The organism is Roseibium sp. MMSF_3412 (genome assembly GCF_030733265.1).
Classification (GTDB): Bacteria; Pseudomonadota; Alphaproteobacteria; order Rhizobiales; family Stappiaceae; genus Roseibium.
Window position 1 is genome coordinate 736,887 of the sequence record NZ_JASHJI010000001.1, and the last position, 13,888, is coordinate 750,774.

Here is a 13,888-nt window from a genome sequence, read left to right on the forward strand (position 1 = left end):
ATCCAAATCAGGTTCCAGACCGGAGTGAGATCTATCGGGGCAGTTCCTTGGCCTTGTCTACCACGAGATCGCCGAGTTGTTCGAGGTAAAGCGCACCTTCCACCGTGCGCGTGATGATCACGTTGCGCTTGTCGGCCTCGTCTCGCTTGCGCGACAACAGACGAAGGCCTCCAAGCGTATCGAGCGCTCTGGTGATCGCCGGCTTGGTCACGTTCAATTTGGCAGCGAGGCCGCGAACCGTGTGAGGTGGCGGCTCGAGATAGACAGTCAGGAGGATCGTCAACTGGCGCGCAGACAGATCCTGCTCGCTGTCCCTCACCAGCGCCAGGTTGACTTCGTGCAACAATTTCAGTGCCTGAGAGGCGCGTATGTCGACAACCATGACCGAACCGATTTTACTCCTTGGCCATGGCTATCGAAACACAAAAACGTTTCGGACCCGTTATTGTGCGGCGGCATATCGCTCCGAGATGACGTCGAAAAGACATCTGATCCCCTGCGCTTCGCCGCCCGCGGTCTTGCCCGGCTTGTCCGCCGGGGTCCAGCCGTAGATATCGAAGTGCACCCAGCTTTCCGTGTTCTCGACAAAGCGGGACAGGAACAGCGCAGCCGTGATCGATCCGGCGAAGCCGGTGCCCGAGGTATTGATGTGGTTTATATCCGCAACCTTGCTGTCGAGATATTTCATGTAGGGCTGCCACAATGGCAGACGCCAAAGGGGGTCTGCCGAGGCCTCGGCGACAACCGCTATGTCGTCGGCAAGGCCCTCATCATGTGTATAGAAAGGGGGCAGATCCGGTCCGAGCGCAACGCGAGCCGCGCCGGTCAGGGTGGCCATGTCGATCATCAGATCCGGCGTTTCCTCGTCGGCCAACGCAAGCGCATCGCCGAGGATGAGCCGGCCTTCCGCGTCGGTGTTGCCGATCTCGACACTCAAGCCCTTGCGGCTTTCCAGAACATCGCCCGGACGGAACGCGCTGCCTGCCACCGCATTTTCAACGCAGGGCACAATCACGCGCAGCCGAACGGGCAGCCCGGCGGCCATGATCATGGAGGCAAGACCGAGAACGTTCGCCGCCCCGCCCATGTCCTTTTTCATCAGCGACATGGAATTGCCGGGCTTCAGGTTCAAACCGCCTGTATCGAAAATGACCCCCTTGCCGACAAGCGTTACCTTGGGATCGGTGTCCTTGCCCCAGGAGAAATCGGCAAGACGCGGAGCCCGGGAACTTGCGCGCCCGACCGCGTGCACCATCGGGAAGTTTTCCGTGAGCAGATCCTCACCGGTAACAACGCGTCCCGAACCCCCATGCGACTTGAAAAGCTCTTCGACGGCAACGGCAAGTTCTTCCGGACCGAGGTCGTTCGCAGGCGTGTTGATCAGATCGCGCGCAAGCTGCACACCATCCAGAATGATGCTGATTCGGTCCAGATCGACATCGGCCCCGACGCCGAGCCTGGAAACCTTGGCCGGCGGTGTCAGGTAGCGGTCGAAACGGTAGGATGACAGGCCAAATCCGAGCGCTGCCTGCTCCGGGTCCGGGAACCCGTCTGCAAGGGCATAGTCTCCTTTCGGCAGGCTCTTTACGAGCGCGCCAAGCGCGAAAGGCTGCGGCAGGCCGCTCGCCTCAACACCGAACAAGACCGCCGCCGCCTCACCGTTCCCGCCGGGAATCAGCAGAGAGCTTGCCGGTTTGCCGGTGAATGCGTTGAAACTGCACCATTGATGCGCACTGTCTCCGAGCCCGGAAACTACGCTTTCCAGCGACTCTTCCGTCACCGCTATGATTGGGGTTGCAGCAGGCAAGTCGGTTTTGCGGACCAGGGATTCGCGCACGTTTGAAACTCCGTGAATGGGACAGGTTGCCTCCAGAGGTAAGCCGCCTTTGCGCAAGACGCAATACAGGTGCAAATCGGGCGTTCTTTCTTGCAAATCGCAACGGTGCTTAACCATCCATTAGGGTTAATTATTTATTTCTCTAAGGGACCTTCACAGCTGCGGACAACAAGGATGTTGAAAATGCAAGCGCCCAGAACAGGATCCGTCTCACGCCGCAAAAGAGCGGTGTCCGCGTTCGTAGCCCTGACCGCGCTTGCGCTGGTGACCGGATGCGCATCAAACAAGTCCAACACCGGCACCTATTCGCCGGCCAACGGGACCCATTCGGTCAGCCCGGGGTCGAATCTGGCGCGCGCCGAAGTCTCCAAATGGGCCAAATCCTACGATAAGGACCGCAGCAACCGGAGCGCGATTCTCGGTTACGCCAACGCGCTCAGCCAGAATGGCCAGATAGAGCAATCGCTGGCGGTCCTGAGAGCCGGCGTCATCGCCCATCAGAAGGACCGCGAGATATCCTCCGCCTATGGCAAGATCCTCGCCATGAACGGCCGGTTCGAGGAAGCCCTCAATGTGCTTCGCCGCGCACAGCGGCCCGACATGCCGGACTGGAAGATCATGTCGGCCGAAGCTGCGATCTACGACCAGATCGGCAAGCACGAGGAAGCACGCCGCCTTTACAAGCAGGCGCTCAAGATCGCACCGGACGATCCGAGCCTTCTCAACAATCTCGGGCTTTCCTATCTGTTGTCGAACAAGCTGCCTGATGCCGAATACACCTTGAGGCGTGCAGCCAGCCTGCCGGGTGCGGACAGCCGTGTCCGTCAGAACCTGGCACTGGTCCTTGGCGTTCAGGGGAAATATGACGAAGCCGTAGAGGTTGCGACTTCGGAACTTGATCCGCGCCAGGCCAAGGCGAACGTCGCCTATCTGCAGGCGATGATGCAAAGCCGCCAGCGCAGCTGACAATGACCCGTGCGGAGCGGCGGCCGTGTCCGGTTGCCGCTTTCCGGTGACCTTCAGTCCCTGATCGACACCCGGTCGCTTTCCGGTGACCTTCAGTCCCTGATCGACACCCGGTCGCTTTCCAGCAGTTCCCCGACCCAATCGGGGAAACGCAGGCCGGCTGCAACCCTTTCATCCTGCAGTTTCTCGGCGGCGCGCACCTTCTCAAGACCGGCAATGACCTCGTCCAGTCGTTCGAACGGGACGACCACCACCCCGTCCCGGTCGGCAACGATCATGTCGCCCGTCTCGATTTGCTGCCCGCCGATCTGGATCGGGGTGCCGACAGCACCGGGTCCTGACATGTGCGGCGACGCCGGTGTCAGTCCGGCGCACCAGACCGGCAGTCCGACCTTCACGATGCCGGCGTAATCACGCATCGGACCGTCGGTCACAAACCCTGACGCACCGCAGTTCCGCATCATGCCTGTGAGCCCGTCTCCGCCTGCGGCACACCCGGTGTGTCCCGCAAAGGACGACACCACGACATCGCCCGGCCGGATGTATTTCAGCGCGGCAAAGGCTGCCAGGACATCGGCAGCCCCGCAATCGGCGGTGAGCGCCGGGCCGGCGGCAACGCAATTCAGGTCGCGGCCAAAACCGATGGGCGCGATGTCGCGCGACAAGGCGCCTCCCCCATAAAGAGCGTCAACCACAATTCCTGTCGGAATGTCCTGAAATGCGGCAATCTGCCGGCCGGTCGGCCGCCTCATCGAAGCCTTGATCGTCAGGATTGGTGGGGCTTCGATCATATCCATCTCCTATCGCGCCGTTGGAACCGTCGACCGTTGTCGGAACCCGGTGGCGAAATGACAAGCCACTTCGCCGGAACAAAAGACCCGCTGTTGTAAAAAAAACCTTTTTGGAAATGCAAAAACTCCGCCGGTCATCACGATCGGCGGAGTTCTTAGATGTGCTTTTTCGGCTCTCGGGCGTGCAGCTTTTTTCGTCTTAGAAACCGTCGAGGTCCATGACCTGCATGACCGCCGGGCTCATGATGATGAAGAACAGGACCGGCAGGAAGAAAATGATCATCGGAACGGTCAGCTTCGGAGGCAGTGACGCGGCTTTCTGTTCAGCAAACAGCATGCGCTGTTCACGTGTGTCATCAGCCATTGTGCGAATGGCGGTACCGACCGGCGTTCCGTAGCGTTCTGCCTGGACAAGCGCCATCATCACGTTCTTGACGCCGTCGACGCCGGTCCGTTTGGCAAGATTTTCATAAGCCGAGCGGCGTTCGCTGAGGTAAGACAGCTCTGCTGTGGTCAACGACAGTTCCTCGGCCAGATCGACCGACTGGATACCGACTTCCTCGGCGACCTTCTGAAACGAACCTTCGATGGACATGCCCGATTCGACGCAGATCAGCATGAGATCGAGGGCATCCGGCCAGGCACGCTGAATGTTGAGCTTGCGTTTGTCGATCTTGTTCTTGAGGAACAGGTTCGGCAGGAACGCGCCGACGCCGGCAATCGCAATGGAAAGACAGACCTTGGTCACCATCGGCAACCAGTCCGGGATCACCACCAGCGAATAGAACAGAGCGATGACCAGCAGAACGACCGGAATGGCAACACGCGCGGTCAGGTAGTAGTAGAGCGGTGCCGTGCCGCGATAGCCGGCCATCCTCAGCTTGTTGGTCGTGTTTTCATCGGACAGCATTTCCCTGAGGTTGAGCCGGTCAACCAGGCTCTTCATCTGGGCCTTCGGCTGATTGCGAAGGGATGCGCGCGCGTCCTGTTGCTGGTTGGCCTGCAACCGCGCGCGTTCCTTGGCGCGCAGCTTGTCGCGTTCCAGGGCGACCGACTTCATGCGGGTTTTCAGCGTGTCACGGGACAGAATGGGGGCAACGAGCGAAAAGATCGTACCGGTGACCGCGACCATTGCGAGCAAACCTGCAAGAAACTGGCTCGATGCAATTGATTCCAGATCCATGCCGCCCCCTTAAAAGTCGAAGTTGATCATATGGCGCATGACCATGACGCCGATGAACATCCAGAAGAGACATCCACCAATGATGATGTTGCCACCCGTTGTCGTGAACAGCAGGCTGATGTAGTCCGGTGCAATCAGGTAGATGATGCCGCCGACGCCAAATGGCATCGCGCCAATGATCATGGCCGAGGACTTGGCTTCCGAACTCAGTGCCTGGATCTTGCCCTTGAGCGACTTGCGGCCGCGCAGAACCTTGGACAGGTTGCCGAGCGCTTCGGCCAGACCACCACCGGCCTTTTGCTGAATGGCAACGACGATTGCGAAGAAATTCGCCTCCGCAACAGGCACGCGTTCCGGCAACTTGGCAACGGAGTCTGCAAGCGAGAGACCCATGACCTGTGTTTCGGTGATCTTGCGGAATTCAGTTGCCACCGGTTCGCGGGATTCGCGGGCGACCACCTTGATACAATCCGCTAGCGGCAGACCAGCCTTCACGCCGCGGACGATGATGTCGACACCGTTGGGCAATTCTTCCAGGAACTGATTGAAGCGGCGCTTGCGCTTGTTGCCGACATACCAGCGCGGAAAGCCGAAAGCACCTGCGAAACCCGCCGCAAGGGTGATCCAGATATTGCCGGTGGCAACGAAACCGACCAGCAGAAAAATGAAGCAGGAGACAAAACTGAATATAACGAAGTGCTTCATTTCCCAGGCAAGACCCGCCTGCTCCATCTTGACCTTCAGCGACACCTTCTGCTGCTTGTGATGTTTCGCCTGCTGCCGTTCCTCGAAGTCCTTGAGCTGATCCTGAATCGACTTCTTGCGCCGGTCGTTGTCCCGGATCTGGCTCCGCTGTTTTTCCGATTGCGGGCGCGCCGCCACCGCCATCATGCGCTGATCGCGGCGTTTGGTACCGGAGAGCGAGGGCGCGAACAGGCTGAAAATCAAACCACCAACGGCAAACATGACGAGGAGCGCTACGGCGATCCCTGTTACCTGCGGGGTCAAAAAGTCTTCAAATCCGGACATTCGCTTCTCATTCCGCTACATAGTCAGGCAGTTCGGCGGCATCGAGTGCCTGCGCCAAACGCGATTCCTCGCCAAAATAACGCGCACGTTCCCAGAATTTCGGCCGGCCGATCCCGGTGGAGCGGTGACGGCCGATGATGCGTCCATTGGGGTCTTCACCGACAATGTCGTAGAGGAAGACATCCTGCGTCGTGATGATGTCGCCTTCCATGCCGACCACCTCGGTCACATGGGTGATGCGGCGAGAGCCGTCGCGCAGGCGCGCCGCCTGGACAACGACATCGATGGACGACACGATCATTTCCCGCAAGGTTCTGGAGGGCAGCGAGAAGCCACCCATGGTGATCATGGATTCAAGCCTGGAAAGTGCTTCGCGCGGTGAGTTGGCGTGCAGCGTTCCCATGGAACCGTCGTGACCCGTGTTCATGGCCTGAAGCAAATCGAAGGCTTCCGGGCCACGCACCTCGCCCACGATGATGCGTTCAGGACGCATACGCAAACAGTTCTTTACAAGATCGCGCATCGTGATCTCGCCCTCGCCTTCCAGGTTGGGCGGACGCGTTTCGAGGCGCACGACGTGAGGCTGCTGGAGCTGCAGCTCCGCGGAGTCCTCGCAGGTGATGATGCGCTCCGTGCTTTCGATATAGGCGGTGAGACAGTTCAAAAGCGTTGTCTTACCTGAACCTGTACCACCTGAAATCAGGACGTTACACCTTGAGCGGCCGATGATCTGGAGGATCGTTGCACCTTCCGGTGTTATCGAGCCGAACTTGGTGAGCTGGTCGAGGGTAAGCTTGTCCTTCTTGAACTTACGAATGGTGAGTGCGGGACCGTCAATCGAGAGCGGTGGTGCGATCACGTTCACACGCGACCCGTCGGGCAAACGCGCGTCACAGATCGGGCTGGCATCGTCCACGCGGCGGCCGACCTGGCTCACGATCCGCTGACAGATATTCATCAGCTGGGCATTGTCACGGAAGTTCACGCCCGTCTGCTCGACCTTGCCCGCGGTCTCGATATAGACCGTGTGTGCGCCATTCACCATGATGTCGGCGATGTCGTCGCGCGCCAGCAGAGGTTCCAGCGGCCCATACCCCAGAACATCGTTACAGATGTCCTCAAGCAGATCTTCCTGCTCGGCGATGGACATGATGACGTTCTTCAGGGCGATGATATCGTTGACGACGTCGCGGATCTCATCACGGGCATCTTCGGCATCAAGGCGCGCAAGCTGCGACAGGTCGATCGCTTCGACAAGCGCATTGAAGATCTGCGCCTTGGTTTCGTAATACTCGTTGTTCTTCTTCTTTGGAGCAGGCGCGGGTGCCTTGGCTTCCGGTTCTGGGGCGGGTGCCGGCGCAGGAGCCGCTGCGGGCGCGGGTGCCTTTTCGCTCTCCGCGGGCTTGGCCTGGGCTTCCGGCTCGACAGACGGAGCCGGCGGCGTTGGCGTTTCCGCAGTCGGTTCCGGCACGCCTCCGGGAACCCCTCCCGGACGTGCTGTCTGCGCTCCAGACGATGAATTGCCGCGTCTTCCAAACATAGCGATCTTTCAGCTCCGCTTAAAAACCAGTTAGCCGGACTTTCGTTTCAATTTAGAAAACAAGCCACCCAAGCCAGACCGCTTTACCTTTGGCGGCTGAACCTTTCCCGAAATTGCATTTGCCAGATCGTCGAAATGACGCGCCACTGCGTGCTTGCCGTCCATTTCACTGATCATCTGGCCGTTGTTCGCCGCTGTGCCGAACAGGTGCGGCTCAAACGGAATGGCCGCCTGAACCGTCAGGCCGAGCGCGCTCGCAAATTCGTCCGGCTTGATCTCCGGCCGCTTGGGAACGTTGACCTTGTTCATCACCAGATGCGGCGGACGATCGTTCGGACGCAGTTGCTTCAACATGTCGACGGCGTTTTTGGCATTGCGCAGGTTGGCCAGATCGGGTTCGGCCACCAGAACAATCTCGTCCACATTCAAAAGCGTGTTCTTGACCCAGGCGTTCCAGGTATGCGGGATGTCGAGCACAACATTCGGCACGCTTGCCCGCATCGTTTCGAACAACAGTTCGAACGATTTTTCGCTGTGATCATACGTTCTTTCCAGGGTCGCCGGAGCTGCCAGCAAGCTCAGATGCTCGCTGCACTTGGAAAGGATGCGGTCAAGATAGGTTTCGTCGAGCCTGTCAGGTGAGGATATCGCCTCAAACACTCCCTGCAGCGGGTCCTGGTTATAGTCCAGGCCGGCAGTTCCGAACGGCAGGTCGAGATCCGTGACCACGACTTCACTCTGGAAGTTGCGTCCCAACGCCCATGCGCAGTTATGCGCGATGGTTGAGGATCCACAACCGCCCTTGATACCGAAGAATGCGGTCGCCCGTCCCAAAGGCTCGGATTCGGGATCCGCATAGAGGTCGGCAATTGCGCCGATGAGCTGATAGACATTCACGGGTGTGATCAGGTACTCGCTCACGCCACGCGCGATCAGCTCGCGGTAGAGAATGACATCGTTCATGCTGCCGACGACGATCACCTTTGTGCCTGCGTCGCAATACTCGGCCAGTTGATCGAGGCTGGTCAGCAGCTCTTCGCGCTGTCCGTTGGTTTCCACGATGATCAGGTTGGGCGTCGGCGCCTGGGCGAAGACATCGATTGCAGCGGGAATGCCGCCCATTTCCAGCTTGAGATGCGCCTTCGCCATCCGGCGGTCTTCCATTGCCGTTTCGGCAGTGTGCATGGTCGCATCGGTCAGGCAGAAACCGTGTACGGTGATCCGCGGTACAGATCCGATATTCGCCGATTCCTCAGTCCCTGCGTACTGGTTTTCAGCAGGTTCCGACATAGGATCGAGATAGCCCGGCGTGTCCTGTAGTTCTGCGTTCGTGCTCATTCTTCCACCTATTCTGAGACTTCTGCCCCGACACCCTGAGTGAATGTGCCGGTCGTGTCTGAACCACCGCGGTAGTTTTCGAAGACGACAGCGCGCCGTGCCTGGTCAGACGGCGTAGACGCCCTCGGCGTCAGCAGGTCCGAAGGATTGTCGACCATCGACGCGAGGTTGGACTGGGTCGCACAGCCGAAATTTTCGTATTCGGTGTTTTCACCGATGCCGCCGCCAATGTTTTTCGGCCAGGCGCCGCACGGTCCGGCCGTTGCCTGCATCGCCGCATAGGACAAGCGGATCGGTGCCTCGGCCTTGGGATCCTGCACCGCGTAGGTGCGTGTCGATATCCGGGACCTGCTTACACCGCCGCGCTGGAGCGCGTGCCTGATATCGCCGGTCACCGCGTGAACGGCGGCTTCATTGGCACCGCCCGACGGGACGAGAATTTCAACAGACCCATTTCCCTTTCTGCGGGATTCAGCGCCAAATGCCGCGATCGTGCTTTCTATCGGGCCGTGCAGATTACGCGTGTTCTGCCCAATCGGAAGATCCAGCGTCTCAGGCTCCTCCGTGATGACGATCGGATGTCTGTAGCGATAGTCGTGAGAGGCAAGCAGTTCCGCGTTGGTCTGCTTCCCGTTCTGGCAACCCGCCAAAACCAGACACCCTGCGAACAGGAGGAAGGATTTGGATGCGGCAGATAACCGGACTGTCTTTTTCGTCTTCATCCGTCCGTCCTCACTTGTAGATAAAGCCGACCTGGCCGTGGTATTCGCTCTGAACCACGTCACCCGTCGGATTGAAGATTTTGTTGAGCCGGTTCAAGAAGATGGTCTCCGCGTCCGACGGAGGCAGCAAATTCTTGTCGGGCCGTACAACCTTGTTGCGTGCGATCGGCCGGACCACGTAAGGCGTTACGAAAACCGTCAGTTCCGTCTGGTCACGCAGGAAATCGCGGCTTTTGAAGAGCGCACCCAGGATCGGGATCTGCATCAGCCCGGGAATGCCTTCAATCGACTGCTGATAGGATTCCTGCAGCAAACCGGCCATCACCAGCGTCCCGCCGGACGGCAGTTCAACCGTCGATTCGGCGCGCCGGACCTTGAGTGCGGAGATGGTAATTCCGCCCGCGTTCACCGCACCTTCGTTGCTGAGCTCGCTCACCTCAGTGAGGACCCGCAGGCTGATGCGGCCTTCCGAAAGGACCACCGGAGTAAAGTCCAGGCCGACACCGAATTTCTTGAATTCGACAGTGACCGTGTTGTCTTCCTGGGCAATCGGGATCGGGAACTCACCACCTGCCAGGAAACTTGCGTTCTCGCCGGAAATCGCCGTCAGCGTCGGTTCTGCGAGGGTCCGGATCACGCCGTCGCGCTGTAGAGCCTCGATTTCCGCATTGATGTTGGCGGCACCGCTCAGGAAGTTGAAGCCAACGGTCGCCTGGTTGACGATCGACGGGTTGACGTTGAAGCCCGGCTGGTTGCTGAAGTTCGGTGTGAAATTCCCGGTCCCGACGTTACCGTTGAACTGGACGCCAAGCTGCTTGATGATCGAGCGCTCCACTTCGGCGACCGTCACTTTGAGATGAACCTGATCCTTGCCTTCGACAGCGATCAGATTGACCACATCCGTGCCGTCATCATCGCCCTGAAAACGCGCTGCGATATCAGCGGCCTGCTGCGCCTCCAGCGTGCTTCTCGCCGTGCCGCTCAGGATCACGTTGCCGTTGACCGACTCAGCGGAGATGTTCGAGCCCGGAATAAGTTTCCGGATGATCCTGGCCAAGTCCGACGTGTCGCTTTCGACGCGGATATCAAAACTTGCAAGCTCGCGGCCGCTCCGGCTGAACAGGACCAGCCTGGCCTGCCCGGCCGTGTTTCCAAGAACGAAGATGCGCCGGGGCGTTCTGAGCACCGCGTCGGCGATTTCGGGATTGGAAATCAGGACATCCGCCGCGTCTTCCGCCAGATTGATAACAACCGAACGGCCAATGCCCACGTTCAGGATCCGCCCGCTTGCGCGTTCTCCGGCAGCCACATGAACCTGGCTCGGAAAATTGCTCTGTGCGTGCGCTGCCGGCGCAACCGCCGAAAGGGAAGCCGCCACGATCGCGGCCGCTGCCGCAAATCTCAGAACCTGGTTTTTCATCGCGCCCCACATGACTGAGGTCTTCGTCAGATCCGCTTTCATCTTGAGACCTTCTTGCTGGTGATGCCGTATTTCACGTAACTCACATCGTTACGGCGGCTTTTGTCTTCTTCGGCATCATCCGCCGAGTCCTGTGCGCTGCGCAGCGCGAGGGAGATCGTTCCTGTCTGCTGCGCCTGCGCAACAATTTCCGATTCCGCCAGCGTAAGCTCCAGGGTCGCCGTCTTCTTGGGAGACAGGTTCTTCTGGTCCTGCTCTCCGGCCGTCGTTGCGTCGATCGCGAGCACGCGCTTGTTTTCCAGAATGGTCTCGCTGAAGACGACATCATCGAGGTTTCGCGTCAGGATGAGGTCCACCTTGTCGCCGGGAAGAATGAAGCCGCCGGCGGTCGTTTCCTCTTCAACGCTGACCGCGATCGCCCGCTTGCCCTTCGGCAGGATCGCCGACATGAAACCCTTGTCCGTGTTGATCAGACGTTCGGGCCGGATCGGTTCGCCTGCAAAAATCGGAGCCTTGGCGATGCGGCCCAGAAACTCCTTCTCTGCGGACGGGTCGGTTTTCTTTGTGACAGATCCCCTCGGCAGGGCTTCTTCGGGCCAATCGGCCCATGCGAAGTTTTCGCTGGTCAGTTTCCCGCCCAGCGGTATGTCAACTTCCGCTACCAGAACCTTGACCTTGCTTGTCTCGACAGGGGCCTGGACAATTTGTGGTGCGGGTTCGCCGCCACCGGACAACATGACCATGCGAAAGGCCAGCAGACCTGCGACCACCGCGACGACCAGTACTAAGATTCGAGCGAATTTCATGGCAAAAACCCAATGATCCTGTGCGCAATTGCGTTTCGTGAGGACAGGATGACGGGTAATTGGTCAAAACATGGTTAATCAGGAGTAGAAGTTTTTGGTTAATTTCCGTTAACTTTACTAAAAAACGTCTAAATCGCTTTCAATTTGCGAAAAACTGGACGCATGAAATCGAATACGAAGAGCGGCTCACCTACTATTTGGCGCAGTTTTCCACGAGAACTTTGATTTGATGGTCTTCAGTCGAAAGCCGACGCTGTGACAGTTGCGTCAGTTACCCTGATCCATAGTACATGCCTCAAGCTCAAATCCGGAGCATTGCATGAAAGGTCACAGGGTCCGCGATCGGATGTACCGATTCGCGCGTAAAACGTGCCTATATATACAGACACTCTCTTCCCGGGTTTTGCGGGTGCGTTTTGAGAGATTTAAAGACCAGACCCGATCATCTGGAACCAGGCGGTTGCGGGATAGACCTGAAGGCCTGCGATCGCAATCGTGATCCCGTAGGGTATACCGCTCTTGCGGTCATGGAGCCGAACGATCCATTCCTGCCGTGAAAGCGCGTTCGGCAGCACCACGCTGGAGCGCACGTAAAGCAGGCCAAGCGTGAGAAACATCCCGTAAAGCGAAACGAGCACCACAAAGGCGGCAAGTTCCGGCGTAAAGCCGATCCACAAGGCCATGGCGGTCAGAAACTTTGCATCGCCGCCGCCCATCCAGCCGCATGTCCAGAAGATGAAACACACCGGAAAAACAACAAGTGCTCCCAATCCATGGGTCCCCCAGGCTGCCAGGGGCAGGCCGGTCGCGAGGGAAACAATGACGAATCCGGCAATAAGCAGGATCGAAACCCGGTTTCGTATGGTCATGGTCAGCAGGTCCGAGGCCCCGCCATACGCGACAAGCATCGGAAAAACGACCAGAAGTGCAGCTTCAAGCATGAAGCACCCGTTTCTTGTTTCAGCGGAACGATCCTAGTCGTGGCAGGTTAACGAAACACGGACCGCTCAATAAAAAACGGGCGGTTGAACCGCCCGTTTCCGTTTCGGCGCACCTGACGAGGTGACGCAATGTCTTCCGACGATTACTTGATGGAATCGTCGAGCTGTACAGCGATGTTGCTGAACACGTTGGTCAGGGACGTACCGGCCAGGGCAACGGCGGCGATGATGACGATGGACAGAAGACCAGCGATCAGGCCGTATTCGATTGCAGTTGCGCCAGATTCGTCTTTTGCGAAACGTTTCATAAGAGATTTCATTGTATTTGCTCCAAGTACCACTGAGTTGACAGCTTCAAGTTCGCCGGATCTTTTTTTGGTCCGTTCGAACATGAACTCACCTTAGGGCTCAGAGCTTTCCAACCAGTTAAAACAACCTCAGAAACCAGCGTTAATCGTGATATTGTTAGCTATAGTTAAAATTTGGTATAGATAAAAAATAGTTAATCTATGAATATTACTTAAGTAATTTTATAAAGTATTTTTGCTTTTCTTTATTTTATTCGTTTTCTGATATATTTTTCGAGAATTCAATTCACTCATTCATCGTATTTGTTTTCATTTCACCTACGAATATTTTCCCTCCCATCGTATAAATGACATGTGTCTTTCATTCCCCTGCCGCTTTTTCAGAACTGCTTCGAAAATCATCGCAAAACAATTCGAACACGCAACGCATCCCGACAATAGTTTCGTCTTTTTTGAATTTTCTTCGCGTTAGCAGATCGTTCACCACGTTTGCGGCATCATCTCGTAAGGATCGACACGAATGGAGTATTCATAAGCATGTTTATGAACCTAATCAGATGGACTGGCGTGCTTGTGTTGGCAGTTCAAGCAAGTGCCGCAATGGCTCAGGATGGACCGGTAATGGTGACAGTGGACCGCGCAAAGATCTTCCGGATCGATGATGGCGCGTCTGCCGTGATCGTTGGCAACCCGTTTATTGCGGACGTATCGCTGTTTGACGACAACACGGTCGTTGTTACCGGCAAAAGCTATGGCACGACCAATCTCGTCATTCTGGACGCCGACAGCAAACCGATCGTCGACGAAGTCATAACAGTGCGTGCAGCGGAAGACGATGTGGTCGCCGTTTATCGCAAATCCATGCGCAGTTCGCTTTCCTGCAGCCCGAGTTGCGAGCCGACGCTTCGCCTTGGCGACGGTCTTGAAAACTTCAAGAACGTTGCTGAACAGGCCACCAACAGGAATTCGTTGGCGGCCGAAGCTGCGGGCGTCGAGTAACCGCCCAG

The 13,888-nt window shown here is 57.7% G+C and carries 14 protein-coding genes; 2 read left to right on the top strand and 12 right to left on the bottom strand.

Translation table 11 applies throughout. From position 1 onward, the window contains the following. Nucleotides 1-31: 31 nt before the first annotated feature. Nucleotides 32-382, bottom strand: coding sequence for a MarR family transcriptional regulator (locus tag RBB49_RS03320; RefSeq protein ID WP_306141232.1), 351 nt, complete (start codon nt 380-382; stop codon nt 32-34). A gap of 60 nt (nt 383-442) precedes the next feature. Beyond that, nucleotides 443-1,837, bottom strand: coding sequence for a M17 family metallopeptidase (locus tag RBB49_RS03325; protein ID WP_306141233.1), 1,395 nt, complete (start codon nt 1,835-1,837; stop codon nt 443-445). A 228-nt stretch (nt 1,838-2,065) separates the two neighbouring features. On the opposite strand from RBB49_RS03325, the gene RBB49_RS03330 reads away from it, so the two are divergent. Then, nucleotides 2,066-2,803 carry a tetratricopeptide repeat protein gene (locus RBB49_RS03330; protein ID WP_306141234.1) on the top strand — a complete coding sequence of 246 codons (738 nt, stop codon included), beginning with the start codon at nt 2,066-2,068 and terminating at the stop codon, nt 2,801-2,803. A 92-nt stretch (nt 2,804-2,895) separates the two neighbouring features. Here RBB49_RS03330 and RBB49_RS03335 read toward each other — a convergent pair whose 3' ends face one another. The 10 genes from RBB49_RS03335 to RBB49_RS03380 all read right to left on the bottom strand — a co-directional run bounded on the left by RBB49_RS03335 (nt 2,896) and on the right by RBB49_RS03380 (nt 12,893). Further along, entirely contained in the window at nt 2,896-3,594 is a 699-nt protein-coding gene (locus tag RBB49_RS03335; RefSeq protein WP_306141235.1) for an RraA family protein, read from the bottom strand. Nucleotides 3,595-3,793: 199 nt separating this feature from the next. Then, nucleotides 3,794-4,777 carry a type II secretion system F family protein gene (locus tag RBB49_RS03340; protein WP_306141236.1) on the bottom strand — a complete coding sequence of 328 codons (984 nt, stop codon included), beginning with the start codon at nt 4,775-4,777 and terminating at the stop codon, nt 3,794-3,796. A gap of 9 nt (nt 4,778-4,786) precedes the next feature. Next, on the bottom strand, nt 4,787-5,806 hold the full coding sequence (locus tag RBB49_RS03345; protein WP_306141237.1) for a type II secretion system F family protein: 1,020 nt from the start codon (nt 5,804-5,806) through the stop codon (nt 4,787-4,789). Between the two features lie 7 nt (nt 5,807-5,813). Beyond that, nucleotides 5,814-7,346, bottom strand: a complete 1,533-nt coding sequence (locus tag RBB49_RS03350) for a CpaF family protein (protein WP_306141238.1) — start codon at nt 7,344-7,346, stop codon at nt 5,814-5,816. A gap of 30 nt (nt 7,347-7,376) precedes the next feature. After that, nucleotides 7,377-8,684, bottom strand: a complete 1,308-nt coding sequence (locus tag RBB49_RS03355) for a CpaE family protein (RefSeq protein WP_306141239.1) — start codon at nt 8,682-8,684, stop codon at nt 7,377-7,379. An 8-nt stretch (nt 8,685-8,692) separates the two neighbouring features. Then, on the bottom strand, nt 8,693-9,406 hold the full coding sequence (locus RBB49_RS03360; protein ID WP_306141240.1) for a CpaD family pilus assembly protein: 714 nt from the start codon (nt 9,404-9,406) through the stop codon (nt 8,693-8,695). 10 nt (nt 9,407-9,416) lie between these two features. Beyond that, entirely contained in the window at nt 9,417-10,868 is a 1,452-nt protein-coding gene (locus tag RBB49_RS03365; protein ID WP_306141241.1) for a type II and III secretion system protein family protein, read from the bottom strand. Beyond that, the gene (gene cpaB, locus RBB49_RS03370; RefSeq protein WP_306141242.1) at nt 10,865-11,632 is read right to left on the bottom strand and encodes a Flp pilus assembly protein CpaB; all 768 of its coding nucleotides are present in this window, start codon (nt 11,630-11,632) and stop codon (nt 10,865-10,867) included. Before cpaB ends, RBB49_RS03365 begins: the two co-directional genes overlap by 4 nt. 425 nt (nt 11,633-12,057) lie before the next feature. Continuing rightward, nucleotides 12,058-12,573, bottom strand: coding sequence for a prepilin peptidase (locus RBB49_RS03375; RefSeq protein ID WP_306141243.1), 516 nt, complete (start codon nt 12,571-12,573; stop codon nt 12,058-12,060). Between the two features lie 143 nt (nt 12,574-12,716). Next, nucleotides 12,717-12,893 carry a Flp family type IVb pilin gene (locus RBB49_RS03380; protein WP_306141244.1) on the bottom strand — a complete coding sequence of 59 codons (177 nt, stop codon included), beginning with the start codon at nt 12,891-12,893 and terminating at the stop codon, nt 12,717-12,719. A 609-nt stretch (nt 12,894-13,502) separates the two neighbouring features. Here RBB49_RS03380 and RBB49_RS03385 point away from each other — a divergent pair. Then, nucleotides 13,503-13,880, top strand: coding sequence for a pilus assembly protein N-terminal domain-containing protein (locus tag RBB49_RS03385; protein ID WP_306141245.1), 378 nt, complete (start codon nt 13,503-13,505; stop codon nt 13,878-13,880). The last annotated feature ends 8 nt before the right edge of the window (nt 13,881-13,888 follow it).

Bases quoted from the DNA above. Each gene is read 5' to 3' on its own strand.
- RBB49_RS03320 (WP_306141232.1), bottom strand. From the start codon at position 382: ATGGTTGTCGACATACGCGCCTCTCAGGCACTGAAATTGTTGCACGAA.
- RBB49_RS03335 (WP_306141235.1), bottom strand. From the start codon at position 3,594: ATGATCGAAGCCCCACCAATCCTGACGATCAAGGCTTCGATGAGGCGG.
- RBB49_RS03340 (WP_306141236.1), bottom strand. From the start codon at position 4,777: ATGGATCTGGAATCAATTGCATCGAGCCAGTTTCTTGCAGGTTTGCTC.
- RBB49_RS03345 (WP_306141237.1), bottom strand. From the start codon at position 5,806: ATGTCCGGATTTGAAGACTTTTTGACCCCGCAGGTAACAGGGATCGCC.
- RBB49_RS03350 (WP_306141238.1), bottom strand. From the start codon at position 7,346: ATGTTTGGAAGACGCGGCAATTCATCGTCTGGAGCGCAGACAGCACGT.
- RBB49_RS03355 (WP_306141239.1), bottom strand. From the start codon at position 8,684: ATGAGCACGAACGCAGAACTACAGGACACGCCGGGCTATCTCGATCCT.
- RBB49_RS03360 (WP_306141240.1), bottom strand. From the start codon at position 9,406: ATGAAGACGAAAAAGACAGTCCGGTTATCTGCCGCATCCAAATCCTTC.
- RBB49_RS03365 (WP_306141241.1), bottom strand. From the start codon at position 10,868: ATGAAAGCGGATCTGACGAAGACCTCAGTCATGTGGGGCGCGATGAAA.
- cpaB (WP_306141242.1), bottom strand. From the start codon at position 11,632: ATGAAATTCGCTCGAATCTTAGTACTGGTCGTCGCGGTGGTCGCAGGT.
- RBB49_RS03375 (WP_306141243.1), bottom strand. From the start codon at position 12,573: ATGCTTGAAGCTGCACTTCTGGTCGTTTTTCCGATGCTTGTCGCGTAT.
- RBB49_RS03380 (WP_306141244.1), bottom strand. From the start codon at position 12,893: ATGAAATCTCTTATGAAACGTTTCGCAAAAGACGAATCTGGCGCAACT.
- RBB49_RS03385 (WP_306141245.1), top strand. From the start codon at position 13,503: ATGGTGACAGTGGACCGCGCAAAGATCTTCCGGATCGATGATGGCGCG.